Raw genomic sequence first — 18,152 nt, 5'->3', positions numbered from 1 at the left:
ACCAAGCACAATAGGCATTCTTTGGTCACCCCAGTGCTACAACACGTCACAAGTGTTATTTTCCCTTTTAAATTAGTTCAGTTAGAAATAGATATTCCGTGCGATTTTGTCGGATAAGTATATTTTCCAACAGTACTTTTTTGAAATCCCTAAATGATATTTCTAATGATTGATGTTATCAGTGCCGCGCATCTGCTCCAGTACAAAGGGTACAGAATCTCGCAACGACGGATTTACCGTGCCGCTATGATCAAGCCCCGGGTATTCCCGAACCACAGTGACAGTGCCAGAAGCTTTGACTGCAGAGGCAAAACGTTGTTGCATCGCAGTAGGAACATTAATATCGTCTCCACCGATGCCAATGAACACAGGGTGTTCAATATGTAACGTCGGATATAACATTGTTTCAATTTGCGTTTCGAGTAATGTTTGCATGGCTGGTTTGAGGGTGTTGGCCGCATTCAGCGAATATCTGTTCACTTGTTCAGTGAGGGGCGCAATACACATTTCTCGTGCCTGTTGAAGGAAAGGCAGGGCCATGGGCTGAAAATAATTTTCCGCCTTCAGGTGGGGGTTCGTATCCTCGGCAGACAGATATATGTAAAACGCATACGGAATTTTAGGGTCTGGGCCGGTGGTCTTGGATGTACCAAAAACTTGTTGGACGGACGTTGTCGCATTAAAATAAGGTGTCCCGGTCACAACAGTCGCCAAGATATTCAGTTTTGGCGCATATGTTTTCTGATAGCCTGCGCTGGCAAATGCTGCATGCGCTCCCTGTGATTGTCCCACAAGTACCAGCCTATTTTGTAGTGGAAAAGCGCTCAGTGCAGCGCGAGCACTGTCAAGTACACTCCAAGCCTCGGCTCTGGAGTTCATATAATGGTGCAGCCCCTCCGATCCAAGACCGGCATAATCTGGTGCTACGACGGCAAAACCAAGAGATAGCCAAGTATTCAGGTACTGACTATCGCGGGGAGTTCTGGGGTTAAGTGACGGTGCGCAGTGTGTGGCTATACCGACAGTACCATGTGCCCATATGACAACAGGCCAGCCACCTTGTGGCGTTACGCCTTTGGGCAGAAATACTGCCGCGGTGTCTTCTCGCGGAGTTTTACCATCGACTCCACTGATGGAACGGTAGCGTATCAGGTATTGTCCACCGGCTTCCGACAGGCCATTTCTGGGTGGTAAAACAATTTTTTCTGTCACATTTGCCACAATATTATATTGTGCTTGTTCGGCCATAACCGGCACTGCTACCAGAGTGATGAGCGAAAACAGCAGAGTTCTTCCAGCATGTAAAAATAAGGTTTTCAGATCCACGATAGAGGTTCCTTTATTGCATATTTTTGAATCAAAAAATTTTAATGGTGATGTTTAGCTTGGGAGCTCTGATTGGCAGAGTTCGGTTCACCAGAGAAGCATATTTAGCCTTCAAAAAACCGTTATGTTTCTATGTACTATGATTAATGTGCTTTCTATTGGCAAATATCTGGCTTAGAGAAGGGTAATTCCAGAAAATTCAATCAAATTATGGTGATATAATATAAAAAATAATATGCTACCTGAATACCACAGAAACATATTTATCACCTTGTTGGGAGCTCTATCTGGTGGCTGCCTAAAAAATCGGCAGCACACCATTTTCTGATTTACTGCATTGATACGATAAGCTTACTTAGCAAGGGGGTACAAAAAAACAGTTAACATTATTCGAAAAACTCAACCTTACCACCATTTAAATGGTACATGCTTCCAACTATTTTAACCTTACCTTCTTTCTCTAACTTTTTGATTATTTCACTATTTTTACGTATATCATTCATTGTATTTTTAACATTGCTGATAGCTACAGCATCGACATACTTTTCGTTTCTGCCGCTTTTTTCACCATCAAATTGAGTCAATTCAATAGCAGGTTTAATTCTATCAAGGAGCCCTGTTAGATTACCCATTTCAACACCGTCTATAGCCCCCCTTACGGCGCCACAAGCAGTATGCCCCATAACCAAAATCACTTTAGCGCCAGCAGCCGCACAGGCAAACTCCAAACTACCCAGTAAATCATCATTAGCAACATTACCCGCTATTCTTGCATTGAATGCTTCACCAATCCCGGTATCAAAAATTATCTCCGCAGGAGCTCTGGAATCTATACAACTTAATATGACTGCTGCAGGATATTGACCATCTGCACTAGATTGTTTTTGCGCGAGATAATCATGCTGTTGCATCTTACCGGAAATAAATCGCTTATTGCCTTCTTTTAATCCATTAATTATCTGATCTGGTGTTAGTTTATCCCTTTCTTCCTGACTTAAAGATGCGGCATAAGATATTGTGGGTAAGCTCAAACCTACGGCACCAATAACACTAGCGGCAGTAATGCCCAAAGCTGACTTCAATACACTGCGTCGACTCTCAGAATGCCCCTCTTCTGTACAGCAATGTTTTATCTCACTCATACATTCTCCTAATATTATAAATACTGCTCTGTTAACAACTATATAGTTGGAATTTATAATGTAGCTGAACTTAGTCACATCAACAAATAATGTATAGCTGCACAAACTCGTGAAATGAATAGATTGCCTCGCCGAATGTTTTCAACAATATAGTTTATTTGGCTGAGTTATCTATCTATATATCTATCTATCTATATATTTATCTATCTATTGACCTACCCCCAGGATTAGATACAACGCTCAGTTAGTAATGTCGGATCCTTCACTTTCAGAATTACTCTTTCTCCAACCCGCCGTAAATTCAGACGGCGTCTGATAATTCAGCGTGGAGTGCGGGCGACACTCATTATAATCTTTACGCCATTCACAGATGGCTTTTCTGGCATGACTGACATCGCGGGACCAATGTTCATTCAGGCATTCATCGCGAAAGCGTCCGTTAAAACTCTCAATAAATCCATTCAGTGTCGGCTTGCCGGGCTGGATAAGCCTGCGCTCCAGTGCCAGCTCAGTGATGCGCCCTGATAAATGCGCATCAGTAGCCGGACGCTGAGCGTCATAGCTGCAGGTCGACAGGGATAAACCTATAAGTCTGCAGGCGCAACGTTGCGACAGACCGGTCGCATCACACATCAACACCACGGCTTCCCGCTTCTGGTCTGTCGTCAGTATTTTCGCTCAAGAGCCACCTGAAGCACCTCCTGATCCAGCATGGCTTCGGCAAGCAGCTTCTTGAGTCTGGTGTTCTCTTCTTCAAGCGACTTCAGGCGCTTAACCTCAGGCACCTCCATACCACCATACTTCTTACGCCAGGTAATGGGATGGACTACCTCCTCCCTTTGCGCTTAACTGAACAAAATATGTTCAGTAGGAGAGTAAACATGAATATCGTCTATCTGGGTATCGATCTGGCTAAAAATGTTTTTCAACTCTGTGGTTTAAACCAGGCTGGAAAACCCCTTAACACGAAACGCGTTGACCAAAAAATACTGTTTCAGACAGTAGCCAATATTCCGGCCTGCCTGATTGATATAGAAGCCTCAACGGGAGCATTTTACTGGCAGCGTGAGTTTGAAAAACTGGGACATAAAGTAAAAGTTATCAGTCCCCAGTATGTTAAACCTTTTGTCCGCGGGCAAAAAATGACGGCAATGATGCGTTGGCGATCGCTATAGCGCTGATGCAGCCCACGATGAAATTTGTCCCGCCAAAAAGCCCGGAGCAGTAAGATATTCAGGCTTTACATCGTGCAAGACAACGGATCGTCAATCATCGTACTGCGACAGTCAGTCAGATACGAAGGTTGTTGCTTGATCGAGGGGTCCCCATTGGTATCGCTGTCACAAGGGCCCGTCGAGCTATTCCTTTGATCCTCGAAGATGCTGAAAATGGGCTCAGTGCACGTATGCGCAGAACGATTGCGGAGCTCTATGATCGCTTTTTAGATCTCGAACGGCGTATAGGATTTTTTGATAAAGAGATCGACACCGTTTTTAAACAGTCTGAAGCCTGCCAGCGTATTGCTAAAGTGAAAGGCATTGGCCCCAAAACTGCCACAGCCGTTATTGCGGCGATTGGTAAAGGGTCAGAATTTAAGAATGGCCGCCATTTTGCTGCGTGGCTTGGCGTCGTGCCGCGTCAACACTAGAGTGGAGATAGACAGGTGCTCATATGACGAAAAAAGGCGACAAGCATCTACGGACCCTGTTTATTCACGGTGCCCGTGCTGTCGTCTGAGTGGCTACAAACAATAACGATGGCTATTTAAACCAATGGGTTAATCAACTAAAAGAGCGGCGCGGATTTAACAAAACGACCGTTGCAGTTGCCAACAAGAATGCCCGGATTATCTGGTCAATTCTTCGTAACGAGACAGAATATCGACCAGCAGTAATATGATACTTACCTTAAAAGTTGCAGAGTATTGAAAAATGGTAACAGGTTGCACCTGCACAATCGGAACCTGATTTTTATACAGGCCTTCGAGGCCGTCTAGTTGTTGAGGCGATTGTGTGCGGATTACCCATTTGGGCACAGGTATTCCTGATGCCGGATAGATGTAAGCAACAACCTAAAACCTGATTCAGTGCTTGCAAAACGGAGGTAGTCTATAGATGTAAAACGTGGCATCGGAAATGGCGTGCTTGCGGCAGAGTTCACGGGCGGATACCCCGGCTTCAGCCTTGCGGAGAATACTGATGATCTGTTGGTCGGAAAAATGCTTGTTCATGGGGATGTCCTCATGTGGCTTATGAAGACATTACTAACATCGGGGTGTACTAATCAACGGGGGCAGGTCAGAGGCTGAGAGGTAGTATCTGTGGTCAAAGCGACCAGAAATCTACCGGAACCCAAAAAGCAAAAAACCAGCCGCTAAGCTGGTTTCTTTAAATAGTGGTGCCCGGACTCGGAATCGAACCAAGGACACGGGGATTTTCAATCCCCTGCTCTACCGACTGAGCTATCCGGGCAACGGGGCGCATTAAACCGTATTGGCGGCAAGCAGTCAATGAGTTTCTCTTATAAAGGCGATCGGTTGCTCTCTTTTCATGCAAAAATAGTGAGAAAACTGTTGAGCAGTTAATTTTTATAGTGCATGTGAATATTTCATCTGCTTGATTTATAGCTTTTTTATTTTTCAGTCTGTTAAATAACAATAGCTTAGATATTCACTAAAAGTGCATTTTTATTGACATGCAAGGTTGAACCGGCCAGCAAAACATGCAATTATTGCGAAAATTTAGCGTTACTATTCATCTCTCTAACCCATATCATTTGGATTACGTAAGCAGGAGGCGGTTATGACAGTAGTAGACTATTCAATGCATAATGAGCGCTTCTCATGCTATTTCTCCTGTTGTTCTGCTGTTAAGTTCCTTGTTACTTTCATGCGGTAAGGCTATCTGTCGCTCACTGTTAGATATTATTAAAAATAGAGTTAAATCTCTGATTTTACTGATGTCTATTGGTCGAAGCGAAGACCAGTTAACTCGTTATTATAGCTTCTATTTGAGCTGATTATCGTGTGCGTAATAGATATCAATTTGCCGGCATCACATAAAATCTGCACCTTATGCGATGTCATATACATGCCAAAATGGCAGCCTCATACCTGACCGTTTGAGAGTAAGTGACATGACACTATTAAAAATAGCAACAAGCGCTCGTTTGGCTTCTTATATAGAAAGCCAGCGGGGAATGGTATACCTCAATCAAACCGATTTTACTGATGTTGCCGCTGTCGTGATGTCGGTTGAAGATGCGAATGCCGGTATATTGTCAAAATTGCATGATCTGGGTTTTGCTATTCCTACTTTTGTTGCTGTCACGGCACAACAGACGGTTTCTGCTGATTATTTGCCCCTGATTAAGGGGATTATTACGCTCGGCGAGGCAAACAAAGCTTTTTACAATGCTCAGGTAGAAGCTGCTGCCAGTGAGTATCAAAAAAATCTATTACCGCCATTTTTCTCAACATTGAAAAAATATGTCGAGATGAATAATTCAACTTTTGCTTGTCCAGGGCATCAGGGCGGCGAGTTTTTCCGTAAGCATCCTGCCGGTCGCCAGTTTTTTGAATTTTATGGCGAGACCATTTTCCGTTCAGATATGTGCAATGCGGATGTTAAACTGGGTGATTTATTGATCCATGAAGGTGCTGCCAAGGATGCACAAAAATATGCGGCTAAGGTCTTCAATGCGGATAAAACTTATTTTGTTTTGAATGGTACGTCGGCTGCTAATAAGGTGGTAACTAACGCCTTATTGACTCGCGGTGATTTGGTTCTGTTCGATCGTAATAACCATAAATCTAACCATCATGGTGCGCTGATTCAGGCTGGGGCGACACCAATCTATTTGGAAACTGCCCGCAATCCGTTCGGTTTTATTGGTGGTATTGATGCTCATTGTTTTGACGAGCGTTATTTACGCCAGCAATTGCGTGAAGTTGCCCCCGAACGGGCAGAAGAGGAGCGGCCATTCAGATTGGCAATCATTCAGTTGGGTACCTACGATGGTACGGTGTATAACGCACGTCAGGTGGTTGATAGTATTGGCCATTTGTGTGATTACATTCTATTTGATTCTGCGTGGGTAGGTTACGAACAGTTTATTCCGATGATGAAGGATTTCTCACCGCTACTGCTGGATTTAAATGAAAATGATCCTGGGATTATCGTGACTCAGTCAGTGCACAAGCAGCAGGCTGGTTTCTCCCAAACCTCGCAGGTACATAAAAAAGATAATCATATCAAAGGGCAAAAACGGCACTGTAATCATAAACGTTTTAATAATGCATTTATGTTGCATGCTTCAACTAGCCCGTTCTACCCATTATTTGCCGCACTGGATATTAATGCCAAAATTCATTCTGGTGACAGTGGCCGCCGTATGTGGATGGATTGTGTCAAGTTGGGCATCGATACCCGTAAACTATTATTAGAGCGCTGCTCTATGTTGCGGCCATTTATTCCTCCCACTGTCGGCGGTAAAAATTGGCAAGATTACGATACGGATATCATTGCTAATGACGCACGTTTCTTTAATTTTGTGCCTAATGAACGTTGGCATGGATTTGAAGGGTATAACCAAGACCAATATCTGGTTGATCCTTGTAAGTTATTACTGACGACACCGGGTATCGATGCCAACAGCGGCCAATATACTGAGTTTGGTGTTCCGGCAGCAATATTGGCTACCTTCCTGCGTGAGAATGGTATTGTGCCGGAAAAATGCGATCTGAATTCGATTCTGTTCTTGCTAACTCCGGCAGAAAATCCAGCAAAAATGGCGCATCTGGTTGATATGCTGGCTCAGTTTGAGCGCTACGTGGAGCAAGATGCTTTACTGTGTGATGTATTACCGACGATATATCGTAAGAATGAAGAGCGCTATCGCGGCTATACTTTACGCCAACTATGCCAAGAAATGCATGACCTCTATGTCAGCTATGATGTTAAACAACTGCAAAAGGATATGTTCCGCAAAGCCAGCTTCCCACCGGTGTTAATGAACCCGCAAGATGCCAATATCCAGTTTATCCGCGATAATATCGAGCTTGTCCCTATTGCCGAGGCTGAAGGGCGCATTGCTGCTGAAGGTGCACTACCTTATCCGCCGGGCGTATTGTGCGTGGTTCCGGGTGAAATGTGGGGTGGGGCGGTACAGCGTTATTTCCTGGCGTTGGAAGAGGGAATTAATTTATTGCCGGGCTTCTCGCCAGAATTACAGGGCGTTTATATCGAAAAAGGTGATGTAGAGTGGCGGCGTATCTTTGGTTATGTCATTACGCCGTAAACTGAGGTATTGTTAGACAGCCGATGAAAGTATCGGCTGTCTAACAAAAAATCATTACAAATTAGGAATATCAGTAACCTAAATAGCGCGCGACTAAAACTGTACCGGAAATCAGCAATAGGATATTTATTAATCGAATAAGCTGGTCGCGGCTTATCCCTAAACTGATTTTATTGGCGATAGCCAAACCAACTAGCATCCCCGGCACCAGCAGTAGCACCATCCATAAAATAGATAGATCCATATAGACCCCTGCCAGCGTAAATAAAATAACTCGCGTGAGGGTACTTAGGCCGATAAGCGTGGTCTGGGTGATCCGTAAATTATCTTTGCTAGCTATCCTGCCAGATAAATAAATAGCATAGATAAATCCGCCACTGCCAAACAACGCACTGAAGACACCGCCAATCAAGCCAAAAGGAATGGCTGCAACAGGTTTGAATTGCCCTTGTGGTTTACGCCGGCTGAGGGCATAAATGGCATAGAAAATAACAAATATGCCGAGCGCCAGTAGCAAAATATCGGGGCGAGTACGTAGCAGTAACGTCGCGCCGATCAGACTACCAATAATCATTAGTGGGACTAATCGCTTAAGTTCAGCAAGGTCGGCATGACGGCTATGGCGGGCCACATTGGTAATGGCTGCGAACATATCGACAATTGCCAATAATGGGACAATCTTAGCGACAGGAATAAATAGCGCCAATATCGGGCTGGCAATTAATGCAGAACCAAAACCTGTAATACCAAAGATTATATAAGCGATGACCATAGTGGAGAAGATTACCACCATTTCAAACAGGGTAAGTCCAAAGTCCATTTGCTCAATCTGCCGATAGTAGAGATAGAATGATTATCCATACTATAAACATTTTATTGCGAATGGTTGTTATTCAAATGTGCACTTTTGTCAGGCGATCACACTTTAGATATAAAAATGGCACAGGGGTTAGCTGTGCTATTCCAATTGTCCTTAAGAATTGACGTTGCAGATGATTTGCCAGCTACCTGCAACGCCAATTTCTTTGGCTATAAAATCCACTATCAACAAAATTAGTGGCGGCGATAGCTCTTCTGCGCGCTGTTCACTTTCACCAGATAACGGCGAGATTCACCAGAAGGGTGTTTAGTGGTCAGCGTTTGGAATACATCTCCAGGCGCCATATTGTTAATAATATTCACTGCCTGGATCTTATCGCTGGAGAATACCCGCAATACGCTACCTGCACCGCCGTTATAAGAGGTAATAACAGCATAACGCCGTGAGGTGGCATTCTGAATTCCGCCTAAATAGGTATTTTGCAGAATTGACAGATATGCAGTACCTGCATCAATATTATTTTCTGGATCAAACAGATAGCTACGGCTTGGTTGGCCACTTTTACCTTTCATTTTGAACACATCTCGCCCGGCAGTATGCTGCACAACTTGCATCAGGCCCAACGCATCAGAGCCGCTGACCGCATATGGGTTGAAGCTAGATTCTGTTTGCATAATTGCCAAGATCAATGACTCTTCGACGCCATAACGCTCCGCTGATTGGCGCACCAGTGGTAGGTATTTATGGGCGCGTTGATCCAGATGGTTAGGAACCAATTGCAAGGTGACCGACCAGATAACATGCAGGCCGGAAGTGCGTTTTTGCATTCTGGTTTGTAGCAGGTAATCAGCAAAATGGGCCGCACGCCATTCCCAGCGGATCGGCTGACCATTGTTATCTAGCACCTGCCCATAGAGGAACGGTTCTTTACTGATCTGAATATCGTTAACATCCGAATAGAGGTCGATAGAGCCGGGATCATCACCCATTAAAAGTGTGGTGATAATGGCCTGACGCAAGTGAGCCGCCGGATCTGTCGTGGCAATGGTTTCAACCGTAATCGTACCGGCATCGAAGTTGATATGGCTGCGGGTTTGATATTGATCCGTATACTTAACGTAATCTTTTGGCCCCGCGATTAAGACTTCTTTTAATCCCCAAATATTTTCAATGTTATGAGCAAATTGGCCCATTAAAATCTCAAAACCGTTGGTGTCTTTGACATAGGCTTCGTTTTCTGTTTGATTCTTATTGCCTGAGCAAGACACTAACAATGGTGCAATTACCAACAAAGCTAAAATTTTCTTCATCTTACAAGCCATATCTTGATGAGGCATAACAGCGGGGCCAGCGCAGACCCCGTGTGGTTACTTACTCGGTGGAGTATAACCTTCAATATGAACATCCTGCCCTTCGAACAGGAAGTTAACCATCTCCTGCTCTAGCAGTTTTCGGTCTTCCACATTCATCATGCTCAGTTTTTTCTCGTTAATCAGCATGGTTTGCTTGGTTATCCATTGTGACCAAGCCTCTTTTGATATTTCGTTATAGATACGTTTGCCGATTTCACCTGGATAGAGCTGAAAATCCTGCCCCTCAGCATCTGTTTTTAAAAAAGTGCAAAAAATCGTTCTGCTCATGCTAAATCCTCTTCTATGTTGCTATACCCTTCATACTTGAAGTTGCAGGGGGGTTAGCTATGTTGGTTACTCGGCTGTTTTGCCAACTGATGTAATAAACGTTCAACTGGGGCAGCCAATCCTACTGCGGGTGGTTGTGCTAAGTTATACCAGAGACCTGCACCATCATCCATGCATCCGCGGGATGATGCCGCATTCAACCACATCGGGACAATATCCAGATGGAAGTGACTGAAGGTATGACGAAAAGCAGTTAACTGCTGCAAGCCGCTGCTGGCAATACTCTGTTGCTGCAACCAACGCTCCAGTTCGGCTTGTTCAGCAAATTGTGGGAAGCAGAACAGCCCACCCCATAGACCTACTGGGGGCCGCTGTTCGAGCCATACCTGCGAGCCGTTTTGCATCAACAAAAAGTAAGCTGTTTTCTCTGGCAATGTCTGCTTGGGTTTTTTGCCAGGGTAGCGTGCCCAACTGTGATTAGCATAAGCCATACAACCGGTATTTAGTGGGCAAAGCTCACACTTGGGTTTAGAACGAGTGCAAACGGTGGCACCTAAATCCATCATCGCCTGATTAAACTGACCTACACCTTGGGCTGGCGTAACATCTTCACTGATTTGCCACAGGTGACCTTCGACTTCTTTTTTACCGGGCCATCCCTCAACCGCGTAACAACGGGCCAGCACTCGTTTAACGTTACCATCTAAAATAGGAAAATGTTTGCCTAACGAGAGCGACAAAATAGCCCCTGCGGTGGAGCGCCCAATCCCCGGCAATGCGAGAATCTCGTCAAAGGTAGTAGGGAACTCGCCTTGATGGCATTCAACAACCGTTTGGGCGGCTTTATGCAGATTTCTGGCACGGGCGTAGTAACCCAGCCCGGTCCATAAATGCAGAACTTCATCCAACGGTGCCGCTGCCAGCGCGCGGATATCAGGGAAGCGCAACATAAAGCGTTGAAAATAGGGAATGACGGTCGCAACCTGAGTCTGTTGCAACATCACTTCTGATAACCATACCTGATAAGGTGTTTTATCCAATTGCCACGGCAAGGTTTTACGGCCAAAGCGTTGGTACCACTCAAGTACCTCGTGCGCGAATTGTTGCGCTTGCATCATAAGTTGGTACCAATATCCGGCAGGTAATGAATTAGGGCTGGATTGCAGCATAGAGTTCTCACCCTGTAAACCCCCTTCGTACTTGAATCTACAACTGTGTTAGCGGCACTCACCCACTCGAATCCGCACCCGAATCACTGACTTGAATCGGCCACTTTGGTTATATCTACGTTATTTACTGCTTAATTTTGTACTTATGACGCCCAGAGTTGATAAACTACCGTATCTTTGCATAATGCGCGTTCACATACGCAATCAACAGACAGAAAGCACCATGATAAATGACGTCATATCCCCGGAATTTGATGAAAACGGCCGAGTCATGCGCCGTATTCGTAGTTTTGTCCGTCGTCAGGGGCGGCTGACCAAAGGTCAACAACTGGCGCTAGATAGCTACTGGCCGGTGATGGGCGTGGAATATCAGGCAACGCCGGTTGACATAAACACCTTGTTTGGCCGCGAAGCTCCGGTGGTACTGGAAATTGGTTTCGGGATGGGGACTTCACTGGTGACTATGGCTGCCAGTAATCCACAGCAGAATTTTCTGGGAATAGAAGTACATTCTCCGGGAGTTGGTGCTTGTTTGGGGTCTGCTCACGAGGCTGGGCTAAGCAACTTGCGGATCATGTGCCATGATGCAGTTGAAGTGCTGGAAAATATGATTCCAGATGCTTCACTGGATATGGTACAGCTATTCTTCCCTGACCCATGGCACAAAGCACGCCATAATAAGCGTCGTATCGTCCAGACGCCTTTTGTTGAATTGGTGAGAAGTAAATTAAAAGTGGGTGGCGTGTTCCATATGGCGACCGACTGGCAACATTATGCGGAACATATGCTGGAAGTGATGTCAGGTGTAAACGGATACCGCAACCTTTCAGAACAGAATGATTATGTTCCTCGTCCGGATTCGCGTCCGCTGACAAAGTTTGAATTACGTGGCCAGCGTCTGGGACATGGCGTTTGGGATCTAATGTTTGAGAGGAAAGAATAATGGCTAACAATCGCAGTCGTCGTTTACGCAAGAAGATGCATATCGGCGAGTTTCAGGAATTGGGTTTTTCCGTACAATGGTCCTTCCCTGAAGGGACTGGTGTTGATGTAATTGATGAAACTGTCGATGCTTTTATCGATGAAGTCATTGAAGCAAATGGTCTGGCATTTGATGGTAGTGGCTATTTGCAGTGGGAAGGTCTGATTTGCCTGCAAGAGATCGGTCATTGCACTGATGAGCACCGTGCGTTGGTTACTAAATGGCTGGAAGCTCGTAAGTTGAAAAATGTAGAAACCAGTGAGCTGTTTGATATCTGGTGGGATTGATCTTCCAGTTTAACGGCAGATAATTAATAAGGGCGCCTAAGCAGGCGCCTTTGTTTTTATCGGGCACGGCTAGTGGAAACTGTTACTGGGTTCTATTGGGAGCATCTTTTTGGCAAAAATTTTAGAGGTAGCAACAATCTTAAATAATGCCTTGCTGGCAGACATCTTGCAGCAGGTTCGCCCGCTGATTGGTCAGGGGAAGGTTGCTGATTATATTCCAGCGTTGGCAGAGGTCTCGGCAGATAAGCTGGGTATTGCTGTGTGTACGTTGGATGGCGAGATTTTTCAAGCTGGGGATGCTGATGAGCGCTTCTCTATCCAATCGATTTCGAAAGTGTTAAGTCTGACTCTGGCATTATCCCGTTACGGTGAGCAAGAGGTGTGGCAGCGGGTGGGCAAAGAACCCTCCGGCCAACCCTTTAACTCATTGGTTCAGCTAGAGTTAGAAAAAGGTAAACCACGCAATCCTTTTATTAATCCAGGGGCGCTGGTGGTATGCGATATGTTACAAAGTCGCTTGAGTGCGCCGAAGCAGCGGATGTTGGAAGTGGTGCGCCAACTCGTGAGCGATGATAGCATCAGCTATGATCCTCGAGTGGCCCGCTCTGAGTTCGAACATTCAGATCGCAACGCGGCTATCGCTTATCTGATGAAGTCTTTTGATAATTTTGATAACGATGTACTGACGGTGCTTCAGACCTATTTTCACTACTGCGCTCTGCGTATGAGCTGTGTCGAACTGGCTCGCTGTTTTGTCTATCTGGCAAACCAGGGGCGCAGTATTGGTGGGCATAGCCCGCTGATTACGCCGATACAGGCACGGCAAATTAATGCCTTGATGATTACCAGTGGCATGTACGATGGGGCGGGCGAATTTGCCTTCCGCGTTGGTATGCCGGGCAAATCAGGGGTAGGTGGCGGCATTATCGCTATAGTGCCGGATGAGTTGTGTATTGCGGTGTGGTCACCAGAATTGGACCATGCGGGGAACTCTCTTGCCGGAACTGCTGCCTTAGAGCTATTGGCACAGCGGATTGGCCGCTCCATTTTTTAAAACAGCGCTTCAGGAGTCTTATGTTACATAAAATGAACGCATTACGAACGGCAGCTCTGGCGGTATTGATGCTGACTGCTGGACAGGTGCAAGCTGAATATCAGTGCAGTGTAAAACCGCAGGATGATGTGATCATCAGCCCGCAATCTGTGCGGATAGTGGGGGCCAGCGGTAATTTGCAGATTTCGCCGGATGGCGATGTTACCCGTAATGGTAAAACACTGACGCTGACTGATGCGCAGCGCCAACAGGCGTTCCGTTACCAGACTGCATTGCGCAAAGATTTGCCGTGGATAGATCAGGGCGCGCAGCAGCATCTTGAAAAAGCACGAGTTTCTTTGGATAAAGTGATTGTTCAGCAATTGGGGAGCAGCAGTAATGTGCGTAACCGGCTCACCACATTGAATGATCAACTCAAGCAACAGATGAACCGTATCATTGAGAAACGTAGCGATGGTTTAACCTTCCATCATCAGGCCATCGATCAAGTAGAAAAAGATGGTCGCCAGTTAGTGCAGCAAAGTATGGGCGGTGTGTTGCAAGATAGCTTGAACGAGATGGGGGTTAAGCAGGCGACCAGTGGTAGTGGCGGTAATAATCCGTTGCAAGCGATTATGGGCAATCTGGGTGGGTTACAACAGGCTATTCAGAACGAATGGAACAATCAGGAACAGGAGTTCCAGCAGTTTGGCCATGAAGTCTGTGGGCGGGTGACGACACTGGAACAGCAGCGTAAGGATTTACTTAAGGCGCTGAACTAAATCCTCCTTGAACTTGAAGCCGCAGGGGGGAGCTAAAGCAGGTTCAGGTTGTGGGCTTCACCTGAACCTGCTTTTTTACGCATCAAGTTTACAAAAACAGTTCTAGCAGTGAGTTAAGGAATAATTTTCCTTTCTCGGTAATCTGCCAGTACTCCTCTGTTTCGATTAAATATCCTTTGGCCAATGCCTCGTCTAACTGTGGGCGAATGGTGCTTTCAGCCAGACCAGTGAAGTGGTAGAAATCTGCACGCGGTGCGGCTTCTAATAACCGGAAACGGTTCATAAAGAACTCAAAAGGCCGGTCAGCCGTTTCCACTTCATACTGTTTATCCAGATATTTACCCTGCATAAAGCCACGAGGATGTTTGGTTTTTATCGTCCGTAAGATACGGCCATCGCTAAAAGTGACTTTACCGTGCGCCCCGCAACCAATGCCCAGATAATCACCAAAACGCCAGTAATTGAGGTTATGTTGACACTGGTAGCCCGGTTTGGCATAAGCCGAGGTTTCATATTGCTGATATCCGGCAGCAGTAAGTAATTGATGCCCCTGCTGGAAAATATCCCATAGTGCATCGTCATCTGGCAGAACCGGCGGGCGTGAACTGAAACCAGTATTAGGCTCAATCGTCAGTTGATACCAAGATAAATGCGGCGGATTCAGTGCGATAGCTTGGCGCAAATCGTCCAGCGCCTCTTCCAATGTTTGATCAGGCAAGCCATGCATTAAATCCAGATTAAAACTACGTAAATTCAGTGAGGTTGCCAGCTCCGCGGCTCGTTTAGCTTCATCTGGCCCATGAATCCGCCCAAGACGCGTTAATTTCTGTGCGCTAAAGCTTTGTACGCCGATGGAGATACGGTTAATACCGGCGCGTTGATAGCCGCTGAAGCGGTCAGCCTCGACCGCGCCTGGGTTTGCTTCCATGGTGATTTCAGCATCGGCTGCAAGGGGGAGTCTGGCACGCACACCATCAAGCAGTTGTTGCATCGCTGCGGCGCTGAGTAAACTCGGGGTGCCCCCACCAATAAAAATAGTGCTGATTTCACGACCACTGGTCAGTGGTACGTCGGCATCAAGATCCGCTAATAAGTGTTCTACATATTCCTGATGAGGAACATCACCTTTCAGTGCATGAGAGTTAAAGTCACAGTAAGGGCACTTCTGCACACACCAGGGAATATGAATATAGAGACTGAGCGGCGGTAACTTAAGCATTACGTAGTGCATCCAACATCAGTTTCAGCGCCTGACCACGGTGTGAGACTGCGTGCTTCTCTTCACGAGTTAATTCTGCGGCGGTTTTACTCAACGCCGGGATGTAGAAAATAGGATCATAACCAAATCCAGCCGCACCAGCAGGTTGATGGGCAATCACACCCGGCCATTGGCCGTGAAATACTAAAGGTGTTGGGTCTTCTGCATGGCGCATGTAAACCAGCACGCAGTGGAATTGGGCGCTGCGTTTTGCATCGGGGACATCTTTCAACGCCACTAGCAGTTTTTCGAGGTTATCTTGATCACTGGCATCAGTACCCGCGAAGCGTGCGGAGTAAATTCCTGGCGCGCCACCTAGCGCATCAACAGCAAGGCCTGAGTCATCTGCGATAGCCGGTAAACCGGTAATTTGTGCGGCATGGCGCGCTTTTAATATGGCATTTTCGATAAAAGTTAAGCCAGTTTCATCGGCGGATTCTACGCCTAGTTCGGTTTGTGCGACGACATCCAAACCAAAATCGGCCAGCAAATTTGCCAACTCACGCACTTTGCCGGGGTTACCGGTGGCTAATACTATTTTTTGCATGGAGGGGATCCTGAATTTTATTAGAGCTGACAGTTATTCTTGCGGGAAGTCCCATCACTCGAGCAGTGCCGCAACTTCTGGTGGGATCTGTTGCGGGTTAACAATTTTGATCTGTTTGTGCCGCCCCAGTTCACCTTTTTCAATAACTACCTGACTTTTGGCTACCCGAAATTGTTTAGCGATAAACTTGATCAAATGGGTATTAGCTTGACCATCTACGGGCGGGGCGGTAATGGCGACTTTTAGTTCATCGCCATGTAACCCGACTATCTGATCACGGCTGGCTTTGGGCTGAATATATAGCCTCAAAACCAGCCCGTCCAGCAAGGGTGTTACTGCACTCACAACATAACCCAAAGCTCGCCTAGCATATCCATACCTAAGAAGTTGATCAGATACAGGATAAGAATAACGATCATCGCCGAAAAATCGATACCACCCATGGCCGGTAAGATGCGGCGAATCGGAGCCATTAAAGGCTCAGTCAACTGATACAGCAGATAGTCCATCGGACTGCGGCCCTGACTCACCCAACTCATCAATGCACGGATAATCATCACCCAGAAAATCAGGTAACCCGCAGCTTTAAACAGTGCTATAACACCAAACAGCAGATTATAAGGGTTGAGTGAGATTGCACCGCTACCAATCAGCAGCAACAGTGGGAACTTGATGGTCATCAGCAAGTATGCCAGCAGCAGTGATGCGCTGTCGATTGGCCCCATTGAAGGAATAATCCGACGCAGTGGGCCAACAATCGGCTGGGTGATTTTCACCACAAATTGTGAGAATGGGTTGTAGAAATCGCCGTGAACCCACTGCATCCAGATACGCAACAGCAGTACCATCACATACAGGTCAATGACCGTTTTGGCCAAAAAAGTCAGCGTTAGCATGAGTTGCTTTAGTCCTTATCCTTAATTTTGGATATACGCAAATAGAGATTCTATCACGTACTTTATACACCCCTATCTTAACGAGAAAGCAATAAGGGTAGTGTCGGATTTTGTAAATTTTGTCGTGGTTAGAACAGCTTTTCCATTTCTTTCGCTCGTTTGATAGCGGCTTGCATGGCGCTGGCAACAGTTGCGGATAAATGCTGCTCGTTAAATACCCTAATTGCCTCGGCTGTAGTCCCTCCTTTCGAGGTTACCTGCTCCCGCAGCGCCGAGAGTGGCAATTGCGGGTTCGCTTCCACGAGTGCAGTCGCTCCAGAGGCGGCTTGTTGTACCAGCAGACGTGCAGTTTCACTATCAAAACCTAACCGTTCGGCTTCCTGTTGCATTGCTTCCATAAACAGGAAGAAATAGGCTGGTGCACTGCCTGCTGCAGCAATAACGTTGTTAATGTCGTCCTCGTCATTCACCCAACAGACTTTACCCACTGCCTTCATCAGCGAAGCGGTAAAGTTGCGATCGTTTTGCGAAACCTGCTCCGGTGCATATAGGCCGCTCATCCCTTTACCCACCAGCGATGGGGTATTAGGCATAATACGCACCAAATTGAGTTTATCCCCCAAGAGCGCATAGAAACGTGAGACCTGAACACCCGCAGCAATGGAAAGTACCAGTTTGTCAGTGAAATCGACATTGTTTCGCAATGCCTGGCATACATCGGCCATTAATTGCGGTTTAACCGCTAAAACGACCACCCCGGCTTTTTGTGCCTGAGAGTTATTATCATCACTACTGATGACACCAAATTCAGCGGCCAGAGCATCACGATTTTTAGCGGAAGGCGCGCAAACGCTGATCATTTTAGCGGGATAACCACCGGCAACCAAACCCGCGATAATTGCGCGTGCCATATTGCCAGCGCCAATGAATGTTATGTTGCGATGTTGCATCAATTTCTCCTATGCCCTTGGT

General features: G+C 46.2%; 16 protein-coding genes, 1 tRNA gene and 3 pseudogenes. 6 read left to right on the top strand and 14 right to left on the bottom strand.

Features of this window, described 5'->3' with window-relative positions; all coding sequences use genetic code 11:
* Positions 1-162: 162 nt before the first annotated feature.
* From A6J67_RS22250 to A6J67_RS22240, 3 genes and pseudogenes are all read right to left on the bottom strand, one after another.
* Positions 163-1,248 carry an alpha/beta fold hydrolase gene (locus A6J67_RS22250; protein ID WP_080608514.1) on the bottom strand — a complete coding sequence of 362 codons (1,086 nt, stop codon included), beginning with the start codon at positions 1,246-1,248 and terminating at the stop codon, positions 163-165.
* Positions 1,249-1,712: 464 nt separating this feature from the next.
* On the bottom strand, positions 1,713-2,468 hold the full coding sequence (locus A6J67_RS22245) for a carbonic anhydrase (protein ID WP_042569173.1): 756 nt from the start codon (positions 2,466-2,468) through the stop codon (positions 1,713-1,715).
* A 240-nt stretch (positions 2,469-2,708) separates the two neighbouring features.
* Positions 2,709-3,283 (bottom strand): annotated as a pseudogene (locus A6J67_RS22240) (integrase core domain-containing protein); the annotation flags it as partial.
* A gap of 66 nt (positions 3,284-3,349) precedes the next feature.
* Here A6J67_RS22240 and A6J67_RS22235 point away from each other — a divergent pair.
* A pseudogene (locus A6J67_RS22235) lies at positions 3,350-4,367 on the top strand (IS110 family transposase).
* A 208-nt stretch (positions 4,368-4,575) separates the two neighbouring features.
* On the opposite strand, the pseudogene A6J67_RS22230 reads toward A6J67_RS22235, so the two are convergent.
* Together A6J67_RS22230 and A6J67_RS22225 are read right to left on the bottom strand one after the other, a co-directional pair.
* Positions 4,576-4,698: pseudogene (locus tag A6J67_RS22230) on the bottom strand (transposase); the annotation flags it as partial.
* Positions 4,699-4,863: 165 nt separating this feature from the next.
* Positions 4,864-4,939 (bottom strand) — tRNA-Phe (locus A6J67_RS22225).
* A gap of 664 nt (positions 4,940-5,603) precedes the next feature.
* Between A6J67_RS22225 and speF the strand changes: the two genes are divergently transcribed.
* Positions 5,604-7,766 (top strand): ornithine decarboxylase SpeF, encoded by a 2,163-nt coding sequence (speF, locus tag A6J67_RS22220; RefSeq protein WP_005192575.1) that lies wholly within the window; start codon positions 5,604-5,606, stop codon positions 7,764-7,766.
* Positions 7,767-7,836: 70 nt separating this feature from the next.
* Here the strand turns inward: speF and A6J67_RS22215 are convergent, their stop codons facing one another.
* The 4 genes from A6J67_RS22215 to mutY form a co-directional block, all read right to left on the bottom strand.
* A complete protein-coding gene (locus A6J67_RS22215) occupies positions 7,837-8,586 on the bottom strand; it encodes a sulfite exporter TauE/SafE family protein (RefSeq protein ID WP_042569178.1) in 750 nt (249 codons plus the stop codon).
* A gap of 233 nt (positions 8,587-8,819) precedes the next feature.
* Positions 8,820-9,896 carry a membrane-bound lytic murein transglycosylase MltC gene (mltC, locus tag A6J67_RS22210; RefSeq protein ID WP_032907938.1) on the bottom strand — a complete coding sequence of 359 codons (1,077 nt, stop codon included), beginning with the start codon at positions 9,894-9,896 and terminating at the stop codon, positions 8,820-8,822.
* 57 nt (positions 9,897-9,953) lie between these two features.
* Entirely contained in the window at positions 9,954-10,226 is a 273-nt protein-coding gene (locus tag A6J67_RS22205; RefSeq protein ID WP_005192570.1) for an oxidative damage protection protein, read from the bottom strand.
* 53 nt (positions 10,227-10,279) lie between these two features.
* Entirely contained in the window at positions 10,280-11,395 is a 1,116-nt protein-coding gene (gene mutY, locus A6J67_RS22200; RefSeq protein ID WP_050297290.1) for an A/G-specific adenine glycosylase, read from the bottom strand.
* A gap of 223 nt (positions 11,396-11,618) precedes the next feature.
* Between mutY and trmB the strand changes: the two genes are divergently transcribed.
* The 4 genes from trmB to A6J67_RS22180 all read left to right on the top strand — a co-directional run bounded on the left by trmB (position 11,619) and on the right by A6J67_RS22180 (position 14,479).
* Positions 11,619-12,338, top strand: coding sequence for a tRNA (guanosine(46)-N7)-methyltransferase TrmB (gene trmB / locus A6J67_RS22195; RefSeq protein WP_005192556.1), 720 nt, complete (start codon positions 11,619-11,621; stop codon positions 12,336-12,338).
* The gene (locus tag A6J67_RS22190; RefSeq protein WP_032907936.1) at positions 12,338-12,664 is read left to right on the top strand and encodes a YggL family protein; all 327 of its coding nucleotides are present in this window, start codon (positions 12,338-12,340) and stop codon (positions 12,662-12,664) included. The genes trmB and A6J67_RS22190 overlap by 1 nt, the downstream gene beginning before the upstream one ends.
* A gap of 109 nt (positions 12,665-12,773) precedes the next feature.
* Positions 12,774-13,718 carry a glutaminase B gene (glsB, locus tag A6J67_RS22185; protein WP_005192553.1) on the top strand — a complete coding sequence of 315 codons (945 nt, stop codon included), beginning with the start codon at positions 12,774-12,776 and terminating at the stop codon, positions 13,716-13,718.
* A 20-nt stretch (positions 13,719-13,738) separates the two neighbouring features.
* The gene (locus A6J67_RS22180; protein ID WP_050089092.1) at positions 13,739-14,479 is read left to right on the top strand and encodes a DUF2884 domain-containing protein; all 741 of its coding nucleotides are present in this window, start codon (positions 13,739-13,741) and stop codon (positions 14,477-14,479) included.
* Between the two features lie 88 nt (positions 14,480-14,567).
* On the opposite strand, the gene hemW is transcribed toward A6J67_RS22180, so the two are convergent.
* The 5 genes from hemW to proC form a co-directional block, all read right to left on the bottom strand.
* Complete coding sequence (gene hemW, locus A6J67_RS22175) at positions 14,568-15,698, bottom strand: radical SAM family heme chaperone HemW (protein ID WP_042569182.1); 1,131 nt, start codon at positions 15,696-15,698, stop codon at positions 14,568-14,570.
* Positions 15,691-16,284, bottom strand: a complete 594-nt coding sequence (locus A6J67_RS22170) for an XTP/dITP diphosphatase (RefSeq protein ID WP_005192535.1) — start codon at positions 16,282-16,284, stop codon at positions 15,691-15,693. The genes hemW and A6J67_RS22170 overlap by 8 nt, the downstream gene beginning before the upstream one ends.
* 54 nt (positions 16,285-16,338) lie before the next feature.
* Positions 16,339-16,629 carry a DUF167 family protein YggU gene (yggU, locus tag A6J67_RS22165; RefSeq protein WP_032907933.1) on the bottom strand — a complete coding sequence of 97 codons (291 nt, stop codon included), beginning with the start codon at positions 16,627-16,629 and terminating at the stop codon, positions 16,339-16,341.
* Positions 16,626-17,180 (bottom strand): YggT family protein, encoded by a 555-nt coding sequence (locus tag A6J67_RS22160; protein ID WP_080608431.1) that lies wholly within the window; start codon positions 17,178-17,180, stop codon positions 16,626-16,628. Before A6J67_RS22160 ends, yggU begins: the two co-directional genes overlap by 4 nt.
* Positions 17,181-17,308: 128 nt before the next feature.
* Positions 17,309-18,130, bottom strand: a complete 822-nt coding sequence (gene proC / locus A6J67_RS22155) for a pyrroline-5-carboxylate reductase (RefSeq protein WP_050073572.1) — start codon at positions 18,128-18,130, stop codon at positions 17,309-17,311.
* Between the last annotated feature and the right edge of the window lie 22 nt (positions 18,131-18,152).

This window comes from Yersinia sp. FDAARGOS_228 (assembly GCF_002073315.2).
GTDB lineage: Bacteria > Pseudomonadota > Gammaproteobacteria > Enterobacterales > Enterobacteriaceae > Yersinia > Yersinia intermedia.
Note: the sequence above shows the minus strand (reverse complement) of the source record. Positions and strands in the feature narration are given on the sequence as shown.

Coding starts and splice junctions, on each gene's coding strand:
- A6J67_RS22250 (WP_080608514.1), bottom strand. CDS start 1,248: ATGGCCGAACAAGCACAATATAATATTGTGGCAAATGTGACAGAAAAA.
- A6J67_RS22245 (WP_042569173.1), bottom strand. CDS start 2,468: ATGAGTGAGATAAAACATTGCTGTACAGAAGAGGGGCATTCTGAGAGT.
- speF (WP_005192575.1), top strand. CDS start 5,604: ATGACACTATTAAAAATAGCAACAAGCGCTCGTTTGGCTTCTTATATA.
- A6J67_RS22215 (WP_042569178.1), bottom strand. CDS start 8,586: ATGGACTTTGGACTTACCCTGTTTGAAATGGTGGTAATCTTCTCCACT.
- mltC (WP_032907938.1), bottom strand. CDS start 9,896: ATGAAGAAAATTTTAGCTTTGTTGGTAATTGCACCATTGTTAGTGTCT.
- A6J67_RS22205 (WP_005192570.1), bottom strand. CDS start 10,226: ATGAGCAGAACGATTTTTTGCACTTTTTTAAAAACAGATGCTGAGGGG.
- mutY (WP_050297290.1), bottom strand. CDS start 11,395: ATGCTGCAATCCAGCCCTAATTCATTACCTGCCGGATATTGGTACCAA.
- trmB (WP_005192556.1), top strand. CDS start 11,619: ATGATAAATGACGTCATATCCCCGGAATTTGATGAAAACGGCCGAGTC.
- A6J67_RS22190 (WP_032907936.1), top strand. CDS start 12,338: ATGGCTAACAATCGCAGTCGTCGTTTACGCAAGAAGATGCATATCGGC.
- A6J67_RS22180 (WP_050089092.1), top strand. CDS start 13,739: ATGTTACATAAAATGAACGCATTACGAACGGCAGCTCTGGCGGTATTG.
- hemW (WP_042569182.1), bottom strand. CDS start 15,698: ATGCTTAAGTTACCGCCGCTCAGTCTCTATATTCATATTCCCTGGTGT.
- A6J67_RS22170 (WP_005192535.1), bottom strand. CDS start 16,284: ATGCAAAAAATAGTATTAGCCACCGGTAACCCCGGCAAAGTGCGTGAG.
- A6J67_RS22160 (WP_080608431.1), bottom strand. CDS start 17,180: ATGCTAACGCTGACTTTTTTGGCCAAAACGGTCATTGACCTGTATGTG.
- proC (WP_050073572.1), bottom strand. CDS start 18,130: ATGCAACATCGCAACATAACATTCATTGGCGCTGGCAATATGGCACGC.